The 22463-nt window shown below is 56.8% G+C and carries 22 protein-coding genes and 1 tRNA gene; 11 read left to right on the plus strand and 12 right to left on the minus strand.

Annotation, left to right across the window (positions count from 1 at the left end):
- Positions 1 to 15: 15 nt before the first annotated feature.
- From phnC to phnE (M2416_RS06445), 4 genes are all read left to right on the plus strand, one after another.
- Positions 16 to 858 carry a phosphonate ABC transporter ATP-binding protein gene (gene phnC, locus M2416_RS06430; RefSeq protein ID WP_041144226.1) on the plus strand — a complete coding sequence of 281 codons (843 nt, stop codon included), beginning with the start codon at positions 16 to 18 and terminating at the stop codon, positions 856 to 858.
- Positions 859 to 881: 23 nt separating this feature from the next.
- Positions 882 to 1823 (plus strand): phosphonate ABC transporter substrate-binding protein, encoded by a 942-nt coding sequence (phnD, locus tag M2416_RS06435; protein WP_041144225.1) that lies wholly within the window; start codon positions 882 to 884, stop codon positions 1821 to 1823.
- Positions 1824 to 1891: 68 nt separating this feature from the next.
- A complete protein-coding gene (gene phnE / locus M2416_RS06440) occupies positions 1892 to 2764 on the plus strand; it encodes a phosphonate ABC transporter, permease protein PhnE (RefSeq protein ID WP_259222766.1) in 873 nt (290 codons plus the stop codon).
- A complete protein-coding gene (gene phnE / locus M2416_RS06445) occupies positions 2761 to 3639 on the plus strand; it encodes a phosphonate ABC transporter, permease protein PhnE (protein WP_259222768.1) in 879 nt (292 codons plus the stop codon). Before phnE (M2416_RS06440) ends, phnE (M2416_RS06445) begins: the two co-directional genes overlap by 4 nt.
- A gap of 46 nt (positions 3640 to 3685) precedes the next feature.
- On the opposite strand, the gene M2416_RS06450 is transcribed toward phnE (M2416_RS06445), so the two are convergent.
- From M2416_RS06450 to M2416_RS06465, 4 genes are all read right to left on the minus strand, one after another.
- The gene (locus tag M2416_RS06450) at positions 3686 to 4348 is read right to left on the minus strand and encodes an HAD family hydrolase (protein ID WP_259222770.1); all 663 of its coding nucleotides are present in this window, start codon (positions 4346 to 4348) and stop codon (positions 3686 to 3688) included.
- Between the two features lie 165 nt (positions 4349 to 4513).
- Positions 4514 to 6304 (minus strand): aryl-sulfate sulfotransferase, encoded by a 1791-nt coding sequence (locus M2416_RS06455; protein WP_259222773.1) that lies wholly within the window; start codon positions 6302 to 6304, stop codon positions 4514 to 4516.
- An 11-nt stretch (positions 6305 to 6315) separates the two neighbouring features.
- On the minus strand, positions 6316 to 7074 hold the full coding sequence (locus tag M2416_RS06460; protein ID WP_259222774.1) for an ABC transporter ATP-binding protein: 759 nt from the start codon (positions 7072 to 7074) through the stop codon (positions 6316 to 6318).
- Positions 7071 to 8639, minus strand: a complete 1569-nt coding sequence (locus M2416_RS06465; RefSeq protein ID WP_076944610.1) for an ABC transporter permease — start codon at positions 8637 to 8639, stop codon at positions 7071 to 7073. Before M2416_RS06465 ends, M2416_RS06460 begins: the two co-directional genes overlap by 4 nt.
- A gap of 223 nt (positions 8640 to 8862) precedes the next feature.
- On the opposite strand from M2416_RS06465, the gene M2416_RS06470 reads away from it, so the two are divergent.
- Positions 8863 to 9930 (plus strand): ABC transporter substrate-binding protein, encoded by a 1068-nt coding sequence (locus tag M2416_RS06470; protein ID WP_076944609.1) that lies wholly within the window; start codon positions 8863 to 8865, stop codon positions 9928 to 9930.
- Here M2416_RS06470 and M2416_RS06475 read toward each other — a convergent pair.
- Positions 9927 to 10871: a LysR family transcriptional regulator gene (locus M2416_RS06475; protein WP_076944608.1), complete on the minus strand. Its 945-nt coding sequence runs from the start codon at positions 10869 to 10871 to the stop codon at positions 9927 to 9929. The two genes, M2416_RS06470 and M2416_RS06475, sit on opposite strands and share 4 nt — an antisense overlap.
- Positions 10872 to 11198: 327 nt before the next feature.
- Between M2416_RS06475 and M2416_RS06480 the strand changes: the two genes are divergently transcribed.
- Positions 11199 to 11762, plus strand: a complete 564-nt coding sequence (locus tag M2416_RS06480) for a C40 family peptidase (protein ID WP_041144216.1) — start codon at positions 11199 to 11201, stop codon at positions 11760 to 11762.
- Positions 11763 to 11849: 87 nt separating this feature from the next.
- Here the strand turns inward: M2416_RS06480 and phoE are convergent, their stop codons facing one another.
- Positions 11850 to 12902 (minus strand): phosphoporin PhoE, encoded by a 1053-nt coding sequence (gene phoE, locus M2416_RS06485; protein WP_076944607.1) that lies wholly within the window; start codon positions 12900 to 12902, stop codon positions 11850 to 11852.
- A 288-nt stretch (positions 12903 to 13190) separates the two neighbouring features.
- On the opposite strand from phoE, the gene proB reads away from it, so the two are divergent.
- The 3 genes from proB (at position 13191) to M2416_RS06500 (ending at position 15746) form a co-directional block, all read left to right on the plus strand.
- Positions 13191 to 14294 (plus strand): glutamate 5-kinase, encoded by a 1104-nt coding sequence (gene proB / locus M2416_RS06490; RefSeq protein ID WP_041144214.1) that lies wholly within the window; start codon positions 13191 to 13193, stop codon positions 14292 to 14294.
- Positions 14295 to 14304: 10 nt separating this feature from the next.
- On the plus strand, positions 14305 to 15558 hold the full coding sequence (gene proA, locus M2416_RS06495) for a glutamate-5-semialdehyde dehydrogenase (RefSeq protein WP_259222779.1): 1254 nt from the start codon (positions 14305 to 14307) through the stop codon (positions 15556 to 15558).
- 115 nt (positions 15559 to 15673) lie between these two features.
- Positions 15674 to 15746, plus strand: a tRNA-Thr gene (locus tag M2416_RS06500).
- A 424-nt stretch (positions 15747 to 16170) separates the two neighbouring features.
- On the opposite strand, the gene M2416_RS06505 is transcribed toward M2416_RS06500, so the two are convergent.
- Together M2416_RS06505 and M2416_RS06510 are read right to left on the minus strand one after the other, a co-directional pair.
- The gene (locus tag M2416_RS06505) at positions 16171 to 17091 is read right to left on the minus strand and encodes a pentapeptide repeat-containing protein (RefSeq protein WP_259222780.1); all 921 of its coding nucleotides are present in this window, start codon (positions 17089 to 17091) and stop codon (positions 16171 to 16173) included.
- Positions 17092 to 17502: 411 nt separating this feature from the next.
- Positions 17503 to 17721: a DUF7661 family protein gene (locus M2416_RS06510; protein WP_045855402.1), complete on the minus strand. Its 219-nt coding sequence runs from the start codon at positions 17719 to 17721 to the stop codon at positions 17503 to 17505.
- Between the two features lie 268 nt (positions 17722 to 17989).
- On the opposite strand from M2416_RS06510, the gene M2416_RS06515 reads away from it, so the two are divergent.
- Positions 17990 to 18457, plus strand: a complete 468-nt coding sequence (locus tag M2416_RS06515; RefSeq protein ID WP_123706703.1) for a DUF2846 domain-containing protein — start codon at positions 17990 to 17992, stop codon at positions 18455 to 18457.
- Positions 18458 to 18808: 351 nt separating this feature from the next.
- Here M2416_RS06515 and M2416_RS06520 read toward each other — a convergent pair whose 3' ends face one another.
- From M2416_RS06520 to M2416_RS06530, 3 genes are all read right to left on the minus strand, one after another.
- Positions 18809 to 19147 carry a helix-turn-helix domain-containing protein gene (locus M2416_RS06520; RefSeq protein ID WP_076944603.1) on the minus strand — a complete coding sequence of 113 codons (339 nt, stop codon included), beginning with the start codon at positions 19145 to 19147 and terminating at the stop codon, positions 18809 to 18811.
- Positions 19148 to 19209: 62 nt separating this feature from the next.
- The gene (locus M2416_RS06525) at positions 19210 to 19461 is read right to left on the minus strand and encodes a YdgH/BhsA/McbA family protein (protein ID WP_133601392.1); all 252 of its coding nucleotides are present in this window, start codon (positions 19459 to 19461) and stop codon (positions 19210 to 19212) included.
- Positions 19462 to 19595: 134 nt separating this feature from the next.
- Positions 19596 to 20381 carry an SDR family oxidoreductase gene (locus M2416_RS06530; protein WP_259222785.1) on the minus strand — a complete coding sequence of 262 codons (786 nt, stop codon included), beginning with the start codon at positions 20379 to 20381 and terminating at the stop codon, positions 19596 to 19598.
- 148 nt (positions 20382 to 20529) lie between these two features.
- Here M2416_RS06530 and M2416_RS06535 point away from each other — a divergent pair, with 148 nt between their 5' ends.
- A complete protein-coding gene (locus M2416_RS06535; protein WP_076944600.1) occupies positions 20530 to 21423 on the plus strand; it encodes a LysR family transcriptional regulator in 894 nt (297 codons plus the stop codon).
- A gap of 34 nt (positions 21424 to 21457) precedes the next feature.
- Here the strand turns inward: M2416_RS06535 and M2416_RS06540 are convergent, their stop codons facing one another.
- Entirely contained in the window at positions 21458 to 22447 is a 990-nt protein-coding gene (locus M2416_RS06540) for an aldo/keto reductase (RefSeq protein WP_076944599.1), read from the minus strand.
- Positions 22448 to 22463 lie beyond the last annotated feature (16 nt).

The raw sequence follows: 22463 nt of genomic DNA on the forward strand, positions 1-22463 counted from the left end.
AACCTGGACGCTGTTATGAATAGTTCTCTCGCTGCACTAACCGATACCGATTACCCACAATTTAGTCAGCCGGATACCGATCGGCAGCGGAAAGTCTTAAGCGTGCGCGGCCTGAGCAAGTCCTACAGCGCGCAGCAAACCGTGCTGGACGACATCAGCTTCGATCTCCACGCTGGCGAGCTGGTGGGCGTTATCGGCCGCTCCGGCGCGGGCAAATCAACCCTGCTGCACGTGCTTAACGGCACCCACAGCGCCACCAGCGGCGAGATCCTCAGCTATCCGGAAGTCGGCACGCCGCACGATGTCGCCAAACTCAAGGGCCGGGCGCTGAACGCCTGGCGCAGCGAATGCGGGATGATTTTCCAGGATTTCTGCCTGGTGCCGCGCCTTGATGTACTGACAAACGTCCTTCTTGGGCGCCTGAGCCAAACCTCAACGCTGAAGTCGCTGTTCAAAGTCTTCCCCGATGCCGACCGGGCGCGGGCGATCTCCCTGCTCGAATGGATGAACATGCTGCCGCATGCGCTGCAGCGGGCGGAAAACCTCTCCGGCGGGCAGATGCAGCGCGTGGCTATCTGCCGGGCGCTGATGCAGAACCCCGGTATTTTGCTGGCCGATGAGCCGGTCGCCTCTCTCGATCCGAAAAATACCCAGCGCATCATGAACGTGCTGCGCGAAATTAGCGAACAGGGCATCAGCGTGATGGTCAACCTGCACTCGGTCGAGCTGGTGAAAGAGTACTGCACGCGGGTTATCGGTGTGGCGCGGGGCAACATTATTTTTGACAACCATCCCTCTCAGCTGAATCAGGATATTCTGCATCGGCTGTACGGTGATGAAATTAGCCAATTGCATTAATTTCCACTCACACGGGCAAAATAATGAAACAATATATCACTGGCGCAGTTCGTTTATCCGCAGCGGTCGCGGGCATTATGATGGCATGGCAGGCGAGCGCTGCCGCGCAGCCGAAAGAGTTAAACCTGGGGATCCTCGGCGGCCAGAACGCCACCCAGCAAATTGGTGATAACCAGTGTGTGAAAGACTTCCTCGATAAAGAGCTGAACGTCGATACCAAATTACGCAACTCTTCCGACTACTCCGGCGTTATTCAGGGCCTGCTGGGCGGCAAGGTTGATGTGGTATTAAGCATGTCGCCCTCCTCGTACGCCTCGGTTTATATTAATAACCCGAAAGCGGTCGATATTGTCGGCATCGCCGTGGATGATAAAGACAAGTCGCGCGGCTACCATTCGGTGGTTATCGTTAAAGCCGACAGCCCGTATAAATCGTTAGACGATCTGAAAGGCAAAGCCTTTGGCTTCGCCGACCCGGATTCAACCTCCGGCTTCCTGATCCCGAACCACGCGTTTAAGCAGAAATTTGGCGGCAGCGCGGATGACAAATACAAAAACTTCTTCTCCAGCGTAACCTTCTCCGGCGGCCACGAGCAGGACATTCTCGGCGTGCTGAACGGCCAGTTTGCCGGCGCGGTGACCTGGACCTCTATGGTGGGTGACTACAACAGCGGCTACAGCGTGGGCGCGTTCAACCGCCTGATTCGTATGGATCATCCGGATCTGATGAAGCAGATCCGCATCATCTGGCAATCGCCGCTGATCCCCAACGGCCCGATCCTGGTGAGCAACGCGCTGCCGGCTGATTTTAAAGCCAAAGTTATCACCGCGATCAAGAAGCTGGATACCGATAACCACGCCTGCTTTATCAAGGCAATGGGCGGCACCCAGCATATCGGCCCGGGCAGCGTTGCCGATTTCCAGCAGATCATCGATATGAAGCGCGAGCTGGTGAGCGCCCGTTAATCCCGCCTCCACGCCGTCTCCCGCCTTAGCAGGCGCGAGGCGGCGGTATGCTGAAGACCTCTTGACGTATGAATATTTCGAATACCGAATTTGAACGCTATTATCAGCAGGTGCGCGCGCGGCAAAAGCGCGACACCTTTAGCTGGTCGCTGCTGCTGCTGGTGCTTTACTTCGCCGCGGGCAGCGCGGCGGAATTTAATCTCTTCACCATCTGGCACTCCCTGCCAAACTTTTTCGATTACATGTTTGAGACGCTGCCAACGCTGCATCTCAGCGATCTGTTCGCCGATTCGCATACCAAAGGGTCGTTCGCTTACTGGGGCTACCGCCTGCCGATCCAGCTGCCGCTGATTTGGGAAACCCTGCAGCTGGCGCTGGCTTCCACCCTGGTCGCCGTGGTCATTGCCACCCTGCTGGGCTTTCTCGCCGCCAATAACGCCTGGTCGCCGCCGCCGCTGCGCTTCGCCATCCGCGTTTTGGTCGCCTTTTTACGCACTATGCCGGAGCTGGCGTGGGCGGTCATTTTCGTGATGGCCTTCGGCATTGGCGCAATCCCCGGCTTTCTGGCGCTGATGCTGCATACCATCGGCAGCCTGACCAAGCTGTTTTATGAAGCGGTGGAAAGCGCCCAGGACAGGCCGGTTCGCGGGCTGATGGCCTGCGGCGCCTCGCCGCTGCAGCGGATCCGCTTCGCCCTGTGGCCACAGGTCAAACCGATTTTTCTCTCCTACGGCTTTATGCGCCTGGAGATCAACTTCCGCTCCTCAACCATTCTTGGGCTGGTGGGCGCAGGCGGGATCGGCCAGGAGCTGATGACCAACATTAAGCTCGATCGTTACGATCAGGTCAGCATCACGCTGCTGCTGATCATCATCGTGGTATCGCTGCTGGATATGCTGTCCGGCCGCCTGCGGCAGTGGGTTCTTGAGGGTAAAAAATGAGTCAGTGGCAAAACCAACCGGATATCGCCGCCAGCCGTCGCCAGCATAAGGCGCTGTATCAGACCCAGGGGCGCTATTTGCGCTACGTCGGCCTGCTGGCGCTGCTGAGCGTGCTCTATTACGTCTGGTTCTTTATGCAGTTTGGCATCAGCGGGGAGCAGCTCACCACCGGGCTGCAGCAAATCAGCCGCTATCTGCTGCGCATGTTCGTGTGGCACGACTTTTTTAACTGGCCGTTCCGCTACTATTTCACGCAGATCGGGATTACTCTGGCGATCGTCTTCGTTGGGACGATCACCGCCACGGTAATCGCCCTGCTGCTCTCCTTCCTCGCGGCGCGCAATATTATGCGCGGCTTGATTCCGGGGATTATCGCCCTGCTGATGCGTCGGCTGTTTGACGTCCTGCGCGGGATCGACATGGCTATCTGGGGGCTGATTTTTGTGCGCGCCGTCGGCCTCGGGCCGCTGGCCGGGGTGCTGGCGATTATTATGCAGGATACCGGCCTGCTCGGCCGCCTGTATGCCGAAGGCCATGAGGCGGTTGACCGCTCACCGGGGCGCGGGCTGACCGCCGTCGGCGCCAACGGCCTGCAGAAACACCGCTTCGGCATTTTCACCCAATCCTTCCCGACGTTTCTGGCCCTGAGCCTTTATCAAATCGAGTCCAACACCCGCTCGGCGGCGGTGCTGGGCTTCGTCGGCGCCGGCGGGATCGGCCTGATTTACGCCGAGAATATGCGCCTGTGGAACTGGGACGTGGTGATGTTTATCACCCTCCTGCTGGTGGCGGTGGTGATGGCGATGGATACGCTCTCCGCCTGGCTCCGTCGGCGCTACATCGGCGGCAGCGTGGTGCCGCTGTTTAAATCCTGATAGCGCCCGCCTCCCCAAGGCGGCGCGCCGCGCCCGCCCGGGGAGCTTAAAGCTGCCAGCTGAGCACCGGCCAGCGATGCTCCTCATTCGCCGCTGCCAGCTGCGGGCAAGGGTTGACCAGCCGCACGCGGTCGGCGTGCAGGCACAGCGGCAGATCGTTGATTGAATCGGTATAAAACGTCACCTCGCCGACGAGCTGCGGATAGGCCTGCCGCCACTGCGCCAGCCGAACCACCTTCCCGTGCTGATAGCTCGGCGTGCCGGTAATCACGCCGGTATAGCCGCCATCGGCCATCTCCACGTCAATGCCTAACGCCTGCTCGATGCCCAGCGCATCGGACACCGCCTGCACCAGCAGGCTGACCGAGGCCGAGATCACCAGCATCTGTTCGCCGCGCGCCCGCAGCGTGCGGATAACCTCCCACGCCTGCGGGTAGACGCGGGGCAGGATCTCCTCGCGCACGCAGCGGGCGACCAGGCCGTCAACTTCCGCCTGCGGGACGCCGATCAGCGGGGCCTGGATTAGCGCCACGTAGTCGGCGATATTCATCTCGCCGCGATCGTAATCCGCCATCAGCATCGCTTCTCGCGCCAGATAGTCCGGGTCGCTAATCCATCCTTCCCTCACCAGGAAACGGCTCCATACCGTACTGCTGTCACCCTTAATCAAGGTGTTATCCAGATCGAAAATCGTGAGAGCGTTGGACATCGTTAATTTTCCCTAATCAGTAAACAGGCCCGCCAGAGCATGCTTTCGAAAGATGACAGCAGAATGATCCGCCCAGCCTCTCCGCCGTCACGCCACCGCCTCAAGGTAGCAAACGAAATATCCGTCCATCAACCCGGGCCGGCATAAAGCCAGCCCGCAGCGGCTCTACGACGCCAGCGCGCCGTTCAGCCAGGCCAGCAGATTTTCAACCGACGACTGCGCGGGCGCCCGCGACGTCGGCTGGCCCTGCTCGATCAGCAGCAGCGTCGGTAGGCCGCGAACCCCGAGGGTGGCCGCCAGCTCCGGGTGGCGATCGGCATCAAGATAGCGCGTATCCAGCGCCGCGATCCGCGCCGCAACCTTTTCCTGCGCCAGCAGCTGCCAGAGCTTACGGCAGTGCACGCAGCGCTCCGCGCCGACAAACAGCAGCACCGGCCGCTCGCTCTCCAGCTCCTGCGCCGCGCTCAGCGGGCTGAAGGCGCTTTCCGCCACCCGGAACAGCTTCGGACTGCGGCGCAGGGTATCGTTGTCGGTCGCCACGCACAGCGCGTCGGCGCTTTTGCTATACGGCTGCACTCCCGCGACCCGCACCACGCTCTGCGCCGGGCCCGCGGCCGCCGCGCCGGGCTGGCGTAGCGTCCGCACGTCCACCGCCGCGATCGGCGTCTCCTGCGGCTGCGCCAGCTGCGGGATCCAGGCGTAGGGGATGCGGTAGGCGCGATAGACCATATTGTTATTCAGCGTCCTGCCCCAGAATGGCGAAATATATTCCCAGACGATCTCATGGTCGCGGGTCACTTCAAAAACGCGGCCGTTCGAACCTTCGTTAATCAAGGTATTGCCGTTTTCCAGGCGCTGCATATTGCTGATATAGGGGCTGTAGAAACGGTATGAATCGGTCGGCTGCGGCAGATCCGCTTCGTAGGGCGAGTAACGCCATTCGATATCCAGGGTCAGCGGATTGATCTCGAGGATCCGCGAGTAATCGCGCCAGGCGTTTTTCACCCCGTCCGCCGACGCCGGGTTTGGCGCGCCGTATCCGGCCCAGCCGCCGTTATCGAAGATGAGGATATTGCCCGCGCCCGGCAGCCCGTGGGGGATCATATGCGCATGATGCTGGCCGATAATCCAGCCGATGTGCTTGAGCTCCGGCTTACTGTAATCCGGGCCAAGCTGCCAGACGATACTGCCGCTCTGCTTATCAATGATGGCGATGATGTTGGATTCGCGGGCGTCCCAGATAATATTGTCGGGATGGAAGCGCCGATCCCCGGCGTCATACCACCTGTTCGGCCCCAGCGCCGACATCGAGTTGATATGCATCCAGTCGCCCATTCCGCCGCCGCTGGCGCGCATATTGGGGTTATTGTACAGCGCGGTGCGCGCCGCATCGTCGAAGCCAAGCTCGTGGAAATGGTCGCTGCAGCGCCACTCCCAGACCACGTTGCCCTGCCAGTCGACTTCGATAATCGTGTCATCCAACAGCAGCTTGTCGGAGATATCGGCATTCACCAGGTTGGTGTGGGCGAGGATCAGCGTATTTCCCCCCTCCACCTGCGGCTCCAGGCCCGGCGCGTAGTAGCCTACCGGATTGCCGGCGCGCTGATAATCGTGATGCGCGCGGGCCATCCAGCGCGTTTCGTTGCCGGGATCGCTGACCTGCTCGTAGCGATCGAACTTCCAGGTCACGTTGCCCTCCCAATCGACCTGGATAAGATCGAGCATATCCTGCATGCCGTAGCGCGGATCGCGCTCGCCGCTGTGGCCGAGTATCGCGCCGCCGGGCAGGATCTTATTGGGAAATCCGTGCAGCTCAGGCCATTCGCGAACCACCTGGCCGTTCATATCCACCAGCACCGCGCCGCGCTCGGTGGCCTGGAAAAGGGTGTAGCCGCTCCAGGCGCGCGTGGGATCGTAAACGGTGGCGCCGGTCGGGTAAACGGAAGGGTGTCCCATGGTGTTGCTCCTTAAATAACGGTATCAGGCAGAGTGGTAATCAGATTGCGGATCCGCCGGCAGGCGGCGGTGAAAGAGGCCTCTTCGCGCCGGCGCGGATGGGGGAGCTCAAGGCTCACCACTTCGCGTATCCGCCCCGGGCGCGGCGACAGCACCACCACCCGGTCGGCCAGCGCGACCGCCTCTTCCACATCGTGGGTCACCAGCAGCGTGGTGGTGCCCGCGCTCCGGTGGATCTGCAGCAGCTCCTGCTGCAGGGTATGGCGCGTCAGGGCATCCAGCGCGCCGAAAGGTTCATCCAGCATCAGAATTTGCGGGCGGCCGACGAGGCCGCGGGCAATCGCCACCCGCTGCGCCATCCCGCCCGAGAGCTGGGCGGGCAGCGCGCTGGCAAACTCGGTGAGCTGGACGCGCGCCAGCATCTCCAGCGCCCGCTGGCGCTTCGCCGCTCGGCTCAGCGGCTCGTCCGCCAGGCCGAGCATCACGTTGTCGATAACGTTAAGCCACGGAAACAGGCGCGGCTCCTGAAACACGATGCCGCGCTCTTTGCCGACGCCGGTCACCGGCTCGCCGTGGATGCGAATCTCGCCCTGGGTGGCGGACTCAAGCCCGACCAGCATCCGCAGCAGCGTTGATTTACCGCAGCCACTGCTGCCTACCAGCGCCACCAGCTCGCCGGCGGCGATATCCAGGCTGAAGTTCTGTAGCGCCGTCACCTGCTGCCAGGATTTACGGACGCGGTCAAAAGAGACCAGGGGCAAAGTCGTCATAGCGGCTCCTGTTGGCGCCAGCGGGTGGCGCGAATTTCCAGTAAACGTCCGGCTTTATCCAGCGCTGCACCGGTAATACCGATAAGCACCATGCCGCAAAGAATGGTTGGCATATCCAGCAGCTGCTGGGCATTGATCATCAGGCTGCCGATACCGACGCCGGAGGACATGAAATATTCGGCGCCGATATTGCCAAGCCAGGCGTAAATCACCGCCAGACGCAGGCCGGCAAACATACCCGCGGCGGCGCCGGGAAGAATGAGCCTGCGCAGGCGCGTCAGGCCGCTCAGGCGCAGCACCCTGGCAACCTCATCCAGCTGCGGGCTGCGCTGCAGAACGGCCTGCAGGGTGCTAAAGAACATCGGGAAGAAGGAGGCCAGGGCGATAAACACGATTTTGCCGCCGTTATCGTTGCCGACCCACGCGGTCAGCAGCGGGAGCCAGGCAAACAGGGCGATATGGCGCAGGACGTTAAGCGTCGGGGTAAAGATCGCGCCGGCGCGCGGGCGCAGCGCCAGCAGCAGTCCGCAGAGCAGCCCGCAGCCTATACCCAGCGCGCCGCCGGCAAACGCCCGCCCCAGGCTCGCGAGCATCGCCTGTGCCAGCTCACCGCTGGCCGCGCCCTGAATAAAGCGCTCGGCCAGCGCCAGCGGCGAAGAGAATAACGCGCTATCGATCCAGCCCTGCCCGCTGGCAAGCTGCCACAGCGCCAGCAGCACCAGCGGCAGCTGCAGTGACCGCCAGCTGGCCTGCGGTTTCCAGGCCAGGCGCCCGGCCGCCGGCTGCGGCCAGAACACCAGCCGGGAGCAGGCCCGGTTGGCCGCCCACTCCATCACCATGCCGCTGAGGCCTACTGCCGCAATGGTGACGAAGACGATATCCAGCTGAAACAGCTGGCGGCCCCAGACCATCAGGTAGCCAATCCCTTCGGAAGAGGCCAGCAGCTCAACGACGATCAGCGATACCCAGGCCTGCGAAAGCGCCAGCCGCAGGCCGGTAAACCAGCCCGGCAGGCTCGCCGGGATCACCAGCCAGCGCAGCCGCTGCCAGCGGGAGAAGTTCATGACCCTTGCCGCTTCGCTCAGCGTCAGCGGTACGCCGCTGACCGCCTGCTGGGTGTTGATGGTCATCGGCACCACGGTGGTTTTAACGATAACCGCCAGCTTCAGGCCGTTATCGATGCCGAAGATCACCATAAACAGCGGGATCCAGCCCAGCGTCGGAATTTGCGCCAGGGCGTAAAACAGCGGCTCGATGCGCTGGGCGGCGGACGGAACCAGGCCGAACAGCGCCCCGAGCAGCGTTCCGGCCACGGCCCCCAGCAGCAGGCCGAGAGCCAGATGCCGGAGGCTGAATCCCCACTGTGCCAGCAGATCGCCGCTCAGCAACGACAGCGCGGTATTGGCCACGACCGACGGCGCGGGCAGGATCTGCTCCGCCATCCAGCCTTCTCGGGCGGCGACGTACCACAGCAGCAGAAGCAGCGCGGGCAGCAGCCACGGCCAGCCGTTTAGCCTGAATGTCGGCCTGCGCGGGGCGCCTGTTCTTAAGATCGTCTGCGACATATCGGTCCACTTTTGCTGAAGGTATGCCGCTATAAAAACGTTCCTTGCGCCCCGCCGCCATTGCGTTAGGCGAATAATCCCGATGCAGCAAATGCATTTCAGCCTGCCGGGCACGCGGCCCCTGGTTTAGCTTTTTTTCAGCTTTGCTCTGCGCATAAAAGCATTTAACACCCGGCCCTTCGGCTCTTTAGGGTGAGAAAAAAACTCAGGGGAGCAACAACTTATGATGAAAGCATTTTTTAGCCGCACCTTAGTGGCGCTGGTCGCCACCGTGGGCCTGCTGGCCGGCGCGCAGGGCGAGGAGCTGCGCACCATCCGCATCGGCGTGCCGGATCAAAGCGCGGGCAGCAAGCCGTTTATCGAAGGGCCCGTCGGCATGGCGTTTATCCGCCATCAGCTGGAAGCGGTGTTTAAGCCGCAGGGCGTGGAGGTGCAGTGGCAGTTTTTCAAAGGTGCGGGCCCGGCGGTGAATGAGGCGCTGGCCAACCGGCAGCTTGATTTTGTCTACCTCGGCGACCTCGCGGCGATTATCGGCAAAGCTAACGGACTCCCGACGCGCCTGCTGCTGGGCAGCCGCGGCTCCGAATCTTACCTCGCGGCCACCACCGCCTCGGGGATTAAAACGCTCGCCGACCTGAAGGGCAAACGGGTGGCCGTCTATCGCGGTACGGCGGACCAGTTGGCCTTCGATCGCGCCCTCCAGACCGTCGGCCTCAACGAGCGCAGCATGCAGGTGATAAATCTCGACTGGAGCGCCGGCAAAGCCGCGCTGGCGGCCGGCCGCGTCGATGCGGTGTGGGGCGGCGTCTCGCTGCTGGCGCTGCGCGGAGATAAAATAGCGGTGGTGGTGAAGAGCGGCGATTCTGGCCGCCAGAACACCACCCAGGCGGGCTTCCTCGGGACCCAGACCTTTATTGCGGCCTGGCCGCAGGCCACCCAGCAGATTATCGACGTGCTGGTGAAGAACGCCGCTGAAATCAGCGACCCGGCCAATCGGGACGCCTGGGCGGCAGAGATGGCGCAGCAGAGCCAGATCCCGCAGGCGCTGTTCCTGGAGGAGCTGCAGCCGCAGGATCTTAACTTCACCACCTCCCCGCGCATCGACCCGTTCCTCACCGACAGCTTCAGCAGCAGCGTCGGGCAGGCGCAATCCGGCCGCCTGATCCGCAGCGCTTTTGACGTCGGCCAGTGGGCGGACGGGCAGTTTGTCGAACGGGCGCTAAAAACGCAGGGCCTGGAAAAGCGCTGGCCGCAGTACGACGCCAAAGGCCAGGCGCTAAACGGCGCTTAGCCCCTCTCCTCCCGGGCCAGGAGCTGTAGCTGATGCTGGCGGTCGGCGTGCAGGATAACCTCTATCAGCTTTGCCACCAGCGGCGGCTGCGCGGCGTGAACCGGGGAGATAATCGCAAACCGGGTCTGCATCAGCCGCCACTCGTCCGGCAGGTCGCTTAGCTCGAGCTTGACCAGCCGGTGGCTGTGCTGGCAAAGCGCGAAGCCGTCTTCGCTGGCGAAGCTTATCGCGTCGGTATGCGCCAGAGTTGAGAGCAGCGCGTAGATATGGTCGCACTGAATCGCCGGGGCAAAGTCCTGCTGCTGGCTGAGGGTCGCCAGCACTTTGCGCACCCCGGGCGGCAAGTACGGCGCGGCAAAAGGATAGCGCAGCATCTCCTGGATAGAGACCGGGCCCCGCTTTGCCAGCGGATGATCGGCGTGGCAAACGAAGAAGCAGCGCTGGGGGCTGAGCGGCTGGACCCGCAGCTGCGGATCCAGTTCGGCCTGCCAGCTGTCGGCCACCACAAAAGGATACTGCTGGGTGGTGAGCGCATGATGCAGGGCAAACCAGTTATCAATCTGAAAGCGCACCCGCACCTGAGGCAGCAGACGGTGAAACTCGCCAACGGCGGCCGGGATCAGCCGCGCGGAGGGCGCCGGGCCGCAGCCAAACGCGACCTCGCCGTTTTGCGCATCATCCGCCTCCCGCAGTTGGCTGCTGAGCTCGACGTTCAACTCCTGAAACCGCCGGGCGTACGGCAGCAGCTTTTGCCCGTGCAGCGTGAGCGTCGGTAGCCTGCTCTGGCGGTCGAATAGCGGATGACCAACGCTCTGCTCGAGCGCCTGAATGCTGCGGCTGAAGGCCGATTGCGACAGGCACACCGCCTCCGCCGCACGATTAAAGGTGCCGTACTCAACCAACGCCACAAAGTTGCGCAGTTGGCGAAAATCCAGATGCATAGACCCGCCTGTTCTCTCTTTTTATGCCACAAAAGTACTGGAGGGCGGCCCGGCGGCGCAATGCCGGGATGATGAGGATCTTTCACCTTGCCGTCAGCCGCAATCATCGCACCCGCAAAGTTTCCGTGAAATATTGTTGAATAATGAAATTATTTATTAATAAATGAGATTGAAAATGTTAACGCCAATATTTCCTGCACCGCCGGCATGACAAATTATGCGCGCGCCTAACGTAAGGTTTCGTAAATATCAGCTAATCCCATTCTGGCAATATGGTGAATACGCTATAAATAATTCCGTTCTATAGCTCACTATGAAAATAATGATATGACGCCAAAGCTTGTGCACGCCTTATTATTTGTTCCTTTTTTGATTTTGGCAGGATGTTCATCCCCGGCTAAGCACCCGAAAACCGCGGCCCACCATGAATATGCCCCCATCGACGGCGGTTCAGATGACCTGATCCCGGTCCTCGCCGCACTGCACGATCAGATGCATACCTGGCACGGAACGCCCTATGAATGGGGCGGCACCGATCAAAGCGGAGTCGACTGCTCCGGCTTCGTCTGGCGCACGCTGAAGGATCGCTTCAACCTGCCGATGGACAGGGTCACGACCAAAGAGCTGCTGCGAATGGGCGAGCGGGTCAAGCCACAGCAGCTGCGCCCTGGCGACCTCGTGTTCTTCCGCATTAACGGCGGCATGCACGTCGGCTTCTACGACACCAACCACGATTTTCTCCACGCCTCGGCCAGCCAGGGCGTAATGCGCTCCTCGCTGGACAATCCGTACTGGAAGTCGGCTTTCTATCAGGCGCGCCGCCTGCCGAAAGAGTATAACGCCCAGATAACGATGAACGACGATCGCCGGCACCTGGCTAAAAACCGCTAATGCCGAATAAGAAAAAGCCGCTGCGCAAACCGCAGCGGCTTTTTTACCCTCTACCCGGCAGCGCTCGCTGGCCGGGGGCCAGGATAATCAGAACTGGTAGGTCATGCCCAGGGCAACGATGTCGTCATCGTTGATCGCCAGCTTGTTATCGCTCTTCAGCTGGTTGATTTTATAATCAACGAAGGCGTTCATGTTTTTGTTGAAGTAGTAGGTCAGGCCGACGTCGATATAGTTGACCAGGTCTTCGCTACCCACGCCTTCGATATCCTTACCTTTAGACAGCACGTAGCCCAGGGACGGACGCAGGCCGAAGTCGAACTGGTACTGTGCCACCGCTTCAAAGTTCTGCGCTTTCGTCGCAAAACCGCCGCTGATCGGGGTCATTTTGCGGGTTTCAGAATACATGGTCGCCAGGTAGATATTGTTGGCGTCATATTTCAGGCCGGTAGCCCAGGCTTCCGCTTTTTTACCCACACCGCGCGCCAGCAGGTTCTGGTCGTCAGTACGGTCAGAGCTGGTGTAGGCTGCGCTGATGGCGAAATCGCTGCCGCCGAAGTCATAGCTTAAAGACGTGCCGAAGCCGTCGCCGTTCTGTTTTTTGGCATCGCGGTCTTCGTTTTTACCCTGATACTGGAGGGTCAGATCCAGACCATCAACCACGCCGAAGAAGTCGGTATTGCGGTAGGTTGCCAGGCCGCTGGAGCGCTTGGTCATGAAGTTATCGGTCTGTGCGGAAGAGTCGCCGCCGAATTCCGGGAACATATCGGTCCAGGCTTCAACGTCGTACAGCGCGCCGAGGTTACGACCGTAGTCGAAGGAGCCGAAGTCCTTCAGTTTTACGCCAGCAAACGCCAGACGAGTCTTCTGGGAAGAGTCGCTTTCGGTTTTGTTGCCGGAGAATTCAGATTCCCAGCGACCGTAGCCGGTCAGCTGGTCGTTAATCTGGGTTTCGCCTTTGATGCCGAAACGAACGTAGGTCTGGTCGCCATCCTTGCTGTCATAGTCGCTTAAATAGTGCATCGCTTTGACTTTGCCGTACACGTCCAGCTTATTGCCGTTTTTGTTGAAAACTTCAGCTGCCTGGGTAGCCGAAGAAGCAATAAGACCCATCATCATTAATGCCAGTGAGCTCTTTTTCATTATTCAGTCCTGGTGATTTATTTATACGCGCTAATCAATTCCGGGCGAAGGCCCCGTGAAAACAGGAGGTTTTTTAACGCTCCAGTATTAAAAATTTATGACAATGTGGAACTTTTTATAAAAAAGGGTATTTAAATGTTTCCGTCATAAAATTGTCATCATCCCTCTCCAGAATGCCCGATCCCGCGCAATAAAACGGCGCGCTAAAAACGCCGCGGTTGGCAAGCGGCCTGAGTCCTGTTACAACATCACCTCGATATCGATATTCCTTTTGAACGGCAGAGAATCATGAGTGATAGCCAGACGCTGGTGGTAAAACTGGGCACCAGTGTTTTAACGGGCGGATCCCGCCGCCTGAACCGCGCCCATATCGTCGAATTAGTGCGCCAGTGCGCGCAGCTGCACGCCATGGGCCACCGCATTGTTATTGTGACCTCAGGGGCCATCGCCGCCGGTCGTGAGCACCTCGGCTACCCGGAACTTCCCGCGACGATTGCGTCGAAACAGCTGCTGGCGGCGGTAGGCCAGAGCCGTCTGATCCAGCTGTGGGAACAGCTGTTTTCCATTTATGGTATCCACGTCGGCCAGATGCTGCTGACCCGCGCGGATATGGAAGACCGCGAGCGTTTCCTTAACGCCCGCGACACCCTGCGCGCCCTGCTGGATAACAACATCGTGCCGGTCATTAATGAAAATGACGCCGTGGCCACCGCCGAGATTAAAGTCGGCGATAACGATAATCTTTCGGCGCTGGCCGCTATTCTTGCCGGCGCAGATAAGCTGCTGCTGCTGACGGATCAGCAGGGCCTGTTCACCGCCGACCCGCGCAATAATCCGCAGGCCGAGCTCATTACGGACGTGCACGGTATTGACGACGCCCTGCGCGCAATTGCCGGCGATAGCGTTTCCGGACTCGGCACCGGCGGGATGGGCACCAAGCTGCAGGCCGCCGACGTCGCCTGCCGGGCGGGCATCGATACCATCATTGCCGCGGGCAGCCGTCCCGGGGTGATTGGCGACGTGATGCAGGGCGTATCGGTCGGTACGCGTTTTCACGCGCAGGAGTCGCCGCTGGAGAACCGCAAGCGCTGGATTTTCGGCGCCCCGCCGGCGGGAGAACTCACCGTCGATGCCGGTGCGGTGCAGGCGATTCTGGAACGAGGCAGCTCGCTGCTGCCGAAAGGCATCAAAGTCGTGACCGGCAACTTCTCGCGCGGCGAAGTTATCCGCATCCGCAATAGCGACGGCCGCGATATTGCGCACGGCGTTAGCCGCTACAACAGCGATGCGCTGCGCCTGATTGCCGGCCAGCACTCGCAGCAGATTGATGCGATCCTCGGCTATGAGTATGGCCCAGTCGCCGTCCATCGTGACGATATGATTATCCGTTAAGGAGCTGAAAATGCTGGAACAAATGGGCATAGCTGCCAAGGCGGCCTCTTACAAACTCGCGCTGCTTTCCAGCCGCGAAAAGAACCGGGTGCTGGAGAAGATTGCCGACTATCTGCAGGCCGAGACCGAGACTATTCTGCGGGCTAACGCCGAGGATCTGGCGGAAGCTCGCGCCAACGGCCTGAGCGAGGCCATGCTCGATCGCCTGGCGCTCACGCCGGCGCGCCTCGACGGGATAGCCAACGACGTTCGCCAGGTGTGCAGCCTGGCCGATCCGGTGGGCCAGGTCATTGACGGCGGGCTGCTGGACAGCGGCCTGCGTATTGAACGCCGTCGCGTTCCGCTGGGCGTTATCGGCGTGATCTACGAAGCGCGCCCAAACGTCACCGTCGACGTCGCTTCCCTGTGCCTGAAAACCGGCAATGCGGCTATTCTGCGCGGCGGGAAAGAAACCTGGCGCACCAACGCCGCGACGGTGAAGGTTATCCAGCAGGCGCTGGAAGAGTGCGGCCTGCCGGCCGCTGCGGTCCAGGCGATTGAGAGCCCGGACCGGGCGCTGGTCGGCGAGCTGCTGAAGATGGATAAGTATATCGATATGCTGATCCCTCGCGGCGGCGCGGGCCTGCACAAGCTGTGCCGCGAGCAGTCAACGATCCCGGTCATCACCGGCGGCATTGGCGTGTGCCATATTTTTGTTGATGAGTCCGCCGAGATTGAGCCGGCGCTGAAGATCCTCGTCAACGCTAAAACCCAGCGTCCGAGCACCTGCAACACCGTCGAGACTCTGCTGGTGCATGAGAACATCGCCGGGCGTTTCCTGCCCGCGCTGAGCAAGCAGATGGCGGAGAGCGGCGTGACCCTGCACGCTGACGCGCGGTCGCTGCTGGTACTGCAGAACGGTCCGGCGAGCGTAGAGCCGGTGAAGGCCGAGCAGTACGACGACGAGTTTCTGTCGCTGGATCTGAACGTCAAAGTCGTTGCCGATCTCGATGACGCCATCGCGCATATCCGCCAGCACGGTACCCAGCACTCGGATGCCATCCTCACCCGCACCCTGAGCCACACAAATCGTTTTATCAACGAGGTGGACTCTTCTGCGGTGTACGTGAATGCCTCCACCCGCTTTACCGACGGCGGCCAGTTTGGTCTCGGCGCGGAGGTGGCGGTCAGCACCCAGAAGCTGCACGCGCGCGGCCCGATGGGTCTTGAAGCGTTGACGACCTATAAGTGGATTGGATTCGGCGACGATACTATTCGTGCTTAAAGCCAGACGGGTGATGCAAAAGTAGCCGGTTGATTCATAAGGCCATTGACGCATCACCCACTTAGTTTTAACCTTTTACCCCGTGGTTCACCCCGGTGAACGCGTCCTCTTCAGGGCCGATATAGCTCAGTTGGTAGAGCAGCGCATTCGTAATGCGAAGGTCGTAGGTTCGACTCCTATTATCGGCACTCTCTAATAAAATCAATAAGTTACATTAAAATACCCAATAAACTACACTATCTTTTGTACGTTCAGTTGTACATTCTATTGCCACATACAAACGCCTGTGTGTTGTACTGGCTTTGGTATCGTACGACATATGGGCGGCTCAACCCTGTACCGCTTTTCATTTGAAGCCAGAAACACCGCTAGCGTCTCTAATCCTCATACCAGAATCCTTGTCCATGTGGCTCACGCTTCGTGCGGCGCATCCATGATGCAACACGGTTTGGCTAATCTATCTGGCATTTCTGATTTTCATATTAATTACTGAATTTGGCTGGAGCCTGCATTTCTTTTGGTATTAACAATGAGTGTGACAGGATATCACCAGAGGATCTCATTGGCTGATGGCAAATCGACTCCATTATTTTTATGTGTTAATACGATTGATTAGGAGAATATTGTTTTATCATCAATCGTCGCCGCCGTGAAATCTACATCTTCCAGGTTTGCCCCAGTGAAATTGACACCACTTAATGTAGTATAGCTGAAATCAGCACCTTTCAAATTTGCATTTGTAAAATCCGTCATGGAAATATTGCAGTCTCTGAAATCGGCTGAGTTGAATTCAGAAAAAGAAAAATCGCAACCGGTTATATGACAGTAAGAAAAAAAAGTGCGTTCAAAATTAACATTGGAAAAATTACACTCTTTAATAATTGAATCAGAAAAACAACCAAATAACAAAGACGAACTTTGTAAACTATTATTCAAGATCTCACAGGCTTCAAATCTGCCAGAGAAAATTGATGCCCCATCAAAAGTACAATTATTAAAAATACTCATTTTAAAATATGGCGCTGCTATTTCACTATTTATTTCTATCAAGCCATTAAATTTGGCATAGCTTATATTGAGTGAATGCAATGAAAATTTTTCGTTATCATTACATTCAATATTTATTCCATTTAAGTTATGCTCAGAGGTGACTTGCATGAGAAAATTCCACACTTTGCTTTTTACTTCACGATTTACAGGAATAATTTTGTCATATAGCGCCATTGAAATAGATAGAAAGTTAACGTAATTAAGATATATCGCCTTTAGTCTTCTATATTCATAGTCGAGAATAGTTAATTCAGTGCTATCTAATTTATTTATAATATTTGTAGCGTTACGCATTGCATCAGAAACCGACCAGTAATAAACAAGATTTTTATTACGAACAAGGAATTCATTGATATCACTGCTGTTATCAATGAAATTCACATCATCCCTATAAAAAAATGAAGGTACATTTTCTAATTGAGAAAACAACCATGCTTTATAAATCTCATCATTTACGCCTGGAATTATATAAGTTATTTTCATTAGGTCTTTTCATCCATATATAAGTGAAAATCATCTTAAAGGCATAGGCTTTTCGATATGGTACGAGATAAATTGCATGTTATCAATTGCTATAAACGTATTATTATTTTTATTTTCAGCGAAGAGACTATTTCATACAATCGCGAAGTGCTGATTGTATGTGCGGGGTTACTTACAATTCCTCATAACTGCCGTTATGGTTGATATGGCAGTTAGGATGCTAACTATCGCGGCCTGTAGTTGGCGGGTACAAGCTCACCTCCAAGCTGATGACGTAACCAAAATATCTCATCAATCACACAAATTTTAACCGTTCCATATTTGGCGTGCCCCTCAGTTACAGTCTTATCGTGATTGAGCAGTAACAGTACAACAATGGATGGCAGGATTGTTATGGCAAAGCCGCCTTGACTATTCAATCCGCCTCACCTCGGGATGCTTTTCCGTCGCGGCCTCGTGAAAAATATCATCCAGCCAGCCGGGAATCTCGGTTTCGGTAAGATCGTCGGGAATAATAACCTCATACAGGCGGGAAAACTTTCGCTCCGTCAGGTCAGCACGAAATACCAGCCAGCGTTCACCTTCGCGCTGAACCCCTATATGTCGGCCAAATACGTCATAAATCAGCATCATTACCTTCTGTTAGCTCCGCGTTGATCCCTTCTGTTCCTACCTTAGCTGAATCACCATGCAAAACGAAGACGTTCGTTTTAGCGAACTGAACGGCAATAAGCCGCAGCCGCGCCTCAATGCGCCCCTGCCTATTCCCTGACATCCATCAATTTTTTATCCGCTACTCCATCCTGAAATCACACTTTGTTACACCATATTTCAGAGGTGACACATTTTAAAAACAGGATTATTCTGATCCTACTTTTTTTAACCCTCTGAGAATTCAATGAATAAAATAATCTTCGCGGCGGTAATTCTTTCTTCAGCTCTTCTTGGCGGCTGCGCCTCGGTCCCTTTAGCCAGCAATGCTGAAAATGCGACGGCTAAATCATTTCCCGCGCCGGAAAGCGGTAAGGCCGGTCTCTACGTGTACAGGGACAGCTTTGTCGGCAAAGCGCTGAAAAAAGACGTTTATCTGGATGGGCGCTGCCTCGGAGAGACCGCCGACAGGGTCTTTTTCTATCAGCAAATATCGGCCAGCCAGCCGCACACGCTGGGGACAGAATCTGAGTTCTCGCCAAATAACCTGACGCTCAACGTCGCCCCGGGCAAGAACTACTTTGTTCGCCAGTACATTAAAATGGGCGTTTTCGTCGGCGGAGCCGGGCTGGAACAGGTTCCTGAAAGCGAAGGTATGCGCGTCGTTTCCAAACCGGAAGTTAAGCTCGCGGTACCGGGTAAGTGCGATAACTAATCGGCAACGATTGTATGCTGCTGACATCCAGCCCTATCGGCGGCTGGATGCCGGCATAATCATCATCAGGGTGTGTCCATCTGCCCTGAGTGGCATAAATAAGATCCTCAGCGCCTGGTAACAGGAAGGATATCTGTCTTTATCGCAGGCCAGCGAGCTCTGGATGTACAAAATAACGTATTCGTTTAAAAAGGCGATGAGAACCTAGTAGGCGGAGAACGTAGCGGACTGAACGAGAAATTTAGCAATAATATTCTGGCGGTTTTATCTTAAACCAGGTCATGGTTATTACGCGTGCTTAAATCATTAATTGAAACAGCGCTGGCAGAATAGTGTTGATAAGAAAGAAAATTAATCCGTGATGCCATTAAGCTTCCGGTACCTGAGCGGCGGCAAGCTATAGTTATTTGAAAAAACTCGGGTAAAGGTCTGTTGAGAATCAAAACCATACTTAAAGGCGATTTCCATTATCGTGTCGTTGGTCTCTACAAGATCTTTTGCCGCGCGGGAGAGTCGCCGATCGCGAATATACTTACCAAGGCTAATGCGTTTAACCTGAAAAAATACCCGCTGAAGATGCCACTTAGAGTAGCCCGCCCGCGCAGCAACATCCTCGATCTTCAGCGGCTTATGTAAGTTTGAATCAATCCATTGGCTTATTTCATCGATGATGTCTTCTGTTTTGAACATAAATAGACGCTCATTATGCAAGGGTTATGATATGACATCATCCTTCTCAGGATACATATGATCTATTTGTAGATTTCTGCTACGCCGTGCAGTCGATTATTTCCTGTTGTTGACAGGATTTTGAACGACGTAGCCCCCTGCTCATCTGCCTTGCGAGAAAGCGCATTCGATAAGTCATCCAGCGTATAGGCGTTGCTGGCCGAAACTACGCCAATTTTCTCCTTGCCGTCGGCATGGTTTATTTCCTGCGCGGCAGATGCGGCATTTACTGAAATGAATCCCATGAGTAATGTGGTAATAAGCAGTGTTTTCATATCCAATACCTCTTATAAACTGTATGTTTGAAACTGGACTCGGATCAGGAGGAACGTCCTGCGTCTGTATATTTAAATATACAGATCGAAGCTGTCATAAGACTGACCGCTATATGACAAAATTGTCAGGGTTATTAAATCGATGTAGCCCGTTTAGACAACAGGTTGAGCTCGTTAATAACGCACTCTGGCTCTTCATTGAGAGGCATATTGTCCATATCTAAGACTCCCTCATTTCTTTGCGGACTGTCGTTCTTGAGGGCCGCAAACAGCGGCGAGAGATCCACCTGCTCTTGCCCTTGCTCGGCCACCAGCTCGAAGGTCTTATTTTTTGCCGCATCGCTGGTCAGGGCGCTCACCAGCACCCGGGCGATTTGAGCTCTGGATATCACGCCATCATCCGGCGTTCCGGCGTGGCGCCGATCGCCCTGGAGCATCACGATCCTCAGCTCATCATCATTGTTGTAATCAAACCAGCCCGGCCTGACGATGGTATAGGGATGACCGCTGGCTCTGACCAGACGCTCGGCGCGCCTTTTCCAGTCATGAACCTCGGTGCGTTGATTCCAGGTGCTGAGCCGCTCGGTGACGCCAATCGTAGTCATTAAAGCGATGCGAACAGGCTTCTCTTTGAACATTCTGAGGATATTACGCACGCCGCCATAATCTATCGCCCTGGCGCCAATACGCCCCTGCCCATCTGAACCGAGCGTAAAAATAACGGCATCAATATCTTTCGCCACATCGGTCAGCGTTTCGGGCAGCGAAACGTCGCCGTAAAAAATATCGCTTCCACGAGGAAGCAACTTCACCTTGCGCCGATTTCTGACCAGCGCCACCGGCCGATGGCCCATTTCGATTGCGCTATTCATGACGTGAAGTCCGATACTTCCTGTCGCGCCGGCAACGAGTATTTTCATAATAAACCTTCTGATAATTCAGACATATTTTTGATAGGGATAGAATATCAATTATCATTATTGTCAGTAATAGGGCTAAAATGATTGTGTCTATGAACGCCCTTCATGAGTTTTCTTTGGGGGGAATGTTTCAATAAGGAAGCCGCCAATGCTCAAAGAAAACTTCAACGAACTCCAAATCTTCCTGGTGGTGGCAAGAGAGCGAAGTTTTACCAAAGCCGCGGGTAAGCTTGGCGTTTCCCAGTCGGCGCTTAGCCACGCGATGAAAGCGCTGGAAGAACGGTTAAACATCCGCCTTTTGACCCGAACCACCCGCAGCGTGGCCCCCACCGAAGCAGGTGAAAGAATTATTGCCTGCCTTGAGCCCCGCATTGCCGACCTCGAGCAGGAACTGGAGTCGCTGGTTCAGCTGAACGGTACCGCCTCCGGTAATATCCGTTTATCCGCCGGGGAGCATGCCGCCCGAAGCCTGGTCTGGCCGAAGCTCAAACCCTTTCTCAGGGAATATCCGGAAATCAATGTCGAACTGGTCGTGGATAATGGTTTTGTCGATATCGTTGAGGGGCGCTTTGACGCCGGGATCCGCCTGGGCGAAAGCGTGGATAAGGATATGATCGCCGTAAAGATAGGCGCAGATATGCGAATGGCGGTGGTCGGTGCGCCGGTATATTTCGCCGCTAACCCCGCGCCTGAAACGCCGCACCAGCTACAAAACCATCGCTGCATCAATATGCGCCTGCCCACCGCCGGCGGCCTGTATCACTGGGAGTTCGAGAAGGATGGCAAACCGCTGCGCGTCAGGGTTGAGGGACAGGTGACGTTTAACCTGCTGGCGGAGAGAATAGATGCCGTTCTCTCTGGCTTTGGCATCGCCTGCGTTCCAGAAAATATGGTTGAGGGTTATGTTCAGTCGGGGGAGCTCATTCAGGTTCTGCAGGAGTGGTGCCCTTCTTTCCCCGGTTACTATCTTTATTACCCCAGCCGCAAGCAGCACCCGCCCGCTTTTGCGTTAATGATCGACGCCCTTCGCTACGCGGAATAGCTGGCCCGCCGCGCGCGGCGAACCAGCCAAGGCCTTAACGGCCTACCCGAGCCTGATGCTCAGGCGAGTAGCGCTCGCCGACGATTTTTATCGTTTCAAGCGCCTGCGTGACCTGGCGTAAATCATCCTGAGACAGCGTAATGTCCGCGGCGCCCAGATTCTCCTCCAGACGGTGCAGTTTGGTCGTGCCGGGGATGGGAACAATCCACGGTTTTTGTGCCAGCAGCCATGACAGCGCGATTTGCGCCGACGTTACGCCTTTTTCGGCTGCCAGTGCGCCCAGCAAGGTGACCAGCTGTTCATTGGCTTCAATCGCTTGCGCGGCGAAACGCGGCACCGTGCTGCGATAATCGTCCTGACCAAATGAGGTTCCGGCCCTGATAGAACCGGTCAGGAATCCTTTGCCTAGCGGACTGAACGGCACGAACCCGATGCCCAGCTCGGCCAGCAGCGGCAGGATCTCCCGTTCAGGCTCGCGCCACCACATGGAATATTCGCTTTGCAGCGCAGCGACCGGCTGTACGCTATGCGCACGTCGAATGGTCTGCGCACCCGCTTCGGAAAGGCCGAAGTGTTTGACCTTTCCTTCGGCAATCAGATCTTTTACCGTTCCGGCCACATCTTCAATGGGGACCTCAGGATCGACGCGATGCTGGTAGAGCAGATCGATAACCTCCGTTTTGAGACGGCGCAATGACCCTTCAACGGCCTGGCGGATATGCTCCGGCCGGCTGTTTAAAATCTGCTGCCGGTTGTCATCCCCGAAGGTAAAACCAAACTTGGTGGCGATGACCACCCGGTCGCGAAAGGGTTTTAAGGCTTCGCCGACCACCTCTTCATTGAGGTATGGGCCATACACTTCGGCGGTATCAAAGAAGGTGACGCCGCGTTCAACCGCGGCGCGAATGAGTTCGATAGCCTGACGGGTATCCGTTGCCGGGCCGTAGCCGTGGCTCAGCCCCATGCAGCCGAGTCCGAGGGCCGACACTTCCAGTCCGGAGTTACCCAGATAGCGTGTTTGCATTGAATGAGTACCTCTG

It is taken from the genome of Klebsiella sp. BIGb0132, assembly GCF_024810075.1.
GTDB classification, from domain to species: domain Bacteria; phylum Pseudomonadota; class Gammaproteobacteria; order Enterobacterales; family Enterobacteriaceae; genus Klebsiella; species Klebsiella terrigena.

Excerpts from the sequence above, each read along its gene's own strand:
- M2416_RS06465 (WP_076944610.1), bottom strand. The coding sequence starts at position 8,639 with ATGTCGCAGACGATCTTAAGAACAGGCGCCCCGCGCAGGCCGACATTC.
- phnE (WP_259222766.1), top strand. The coding sequence starts at position 1,892 with ATGAATATTTCGAATACCGAATTTGAACGCTATTATCAGCAGGTGCGC.
- M2416_RS06475 (WP_076944608.1), bottom strand. The coding sequence starts at position 10,871 with ATGCATCTGGATTTTCGCCAACTGCGCAACTTTGTGGCGTTGGTTGAG.
- M2416_RS06510 (WP_045855402.1), bottom strand. The coding sequence starts at position 17,721 with ATGCTGATTTATGACGTATTTGGCCGACATATAGGGGTTCAGCGCGAA.
- M2416_RS06505 (WP_259222780.1), bottom strand. The coding sequence starts at position 17,091 with ATGAAAATAACTTATATAATTCCAGGCGTAAATGATGAGATTTATAAA.
- phnC (WP_041144226.1), top strand. The coding sequence starts at position 16 with ATGAATAGTTCTCTCGCTGCACTAACCGATACCGATTACCCACAATTT.
- phoE (WP_076944607.1), bottom strand. The coding sequence starts at position 12,902 with ATGAAAAAGAGCTCACTGGCATTAATGATGATGGGTCTTATTGCTTCT.
- M2416_RS06515 (WP_123706703.1), top strand. The coding sequence starts at position 17,990 with ATGAATAAAATAATCTTCGCGGCGGTAATTCTTTCTTCAGCTCTTCTT.
- M2416_RS06460 (WP_259222774.1), bottom strand. The coding sequence starts at position 7,074 with ATGACGACTTTGCCCCTGGTCTCTTTTGACCGCGTCCGTAAATCCTGG.
- proA (WP_259222779.1), top strand. The coding sequence starts at position 14,305 with ATGCTGGAACAAATGGGCATAGCTGCCAAGGCGGCCTCTTACAAACTC.
- M2416_RS06540 (WP_076944599.1), bottom strand. The coding sequence starts at position 22,447 with ATGCAAACACGCTATCTGGGTAACTCCGGACTGGAAGTGTCGGCCCTC.
- proB (WP_041144214.1), top strand. The coding sequence starts at position 13,191 with ATGAGTGATAGCCAGACGCTGGTGGTAAAACTGGGCACCAGTGTTTTA.
- M2416_RS06470 (WP_076944609.1), top strand. The coding sequence starts at position 8,863 with ATGATGAAAGCATTTTTTAGCCGCACCTTAGTGGCGCTGGTCGCCACC.
- M2416_RS06520 (WP_076944603.1), bottom strand. The coding sequence starts at position 19,147 with ATGTTCAAAACAGAAGACATCATCGATGAAATAAGCCAATGGATTGAT.
- M2416_RS06530 (WP_259222785.1), bottom strand. The coding sequence starts at position 20,381 with ATGAAAATACTCGTTGCCGGCGCGACAGGAAGTATCGGACTTCACGTC.
- M2416_RS06455 (WP_259222773.1), bottom strand. The coding sequence starts at position 6,304 with ATGGGACACCCTTCCGTTTACCCGACCGGCGCCACCGTTTACGATCCC.
- phnD (WP_041144225.1), top strand. The coding sequence starts at position 882 with ATGAAACAATATATCACTGGCGCAGTTCGTTTATCCGCAGCGGTCGCG.
- M2416_RS06535 (WP_076944600.1), top strand. The coding sequence starts at position 20,530 with ATGCTCAAAGAAAACTTCAACGAACTCCAAATCTTCCTGGTGGTGGCA.
- phnE (WP_259222768.1), top strand. The coding sequence starts at position 2,761 with ATGAGTCAGTGGCAAAACCAACCGGATATCGCCGCCAGCCGTCGCCAG.
- M2416_RS06480 (WP_041144216.1), top strand. The coding sequence starts at position 11,199 with ATGACGCCAAAGCTTGTGCACGCCTTATTATTTGTTCCTTTTTTGATT.
- M2416_RS06525 (WP_133601392.1), bottom strand. The coding sequence starts at position 19,461 with ATGAAAACACTGCTTATTACCACATTACTCATGGGATTCATTTCAGTA.
- M2416_RS06450 (WP_259222770.1), bottom strand. The coding sequence starts at position 4,348 with ATGTCCAACGCTCTCACGATTTTCGATCTGGATAACACCTTGATTAAG.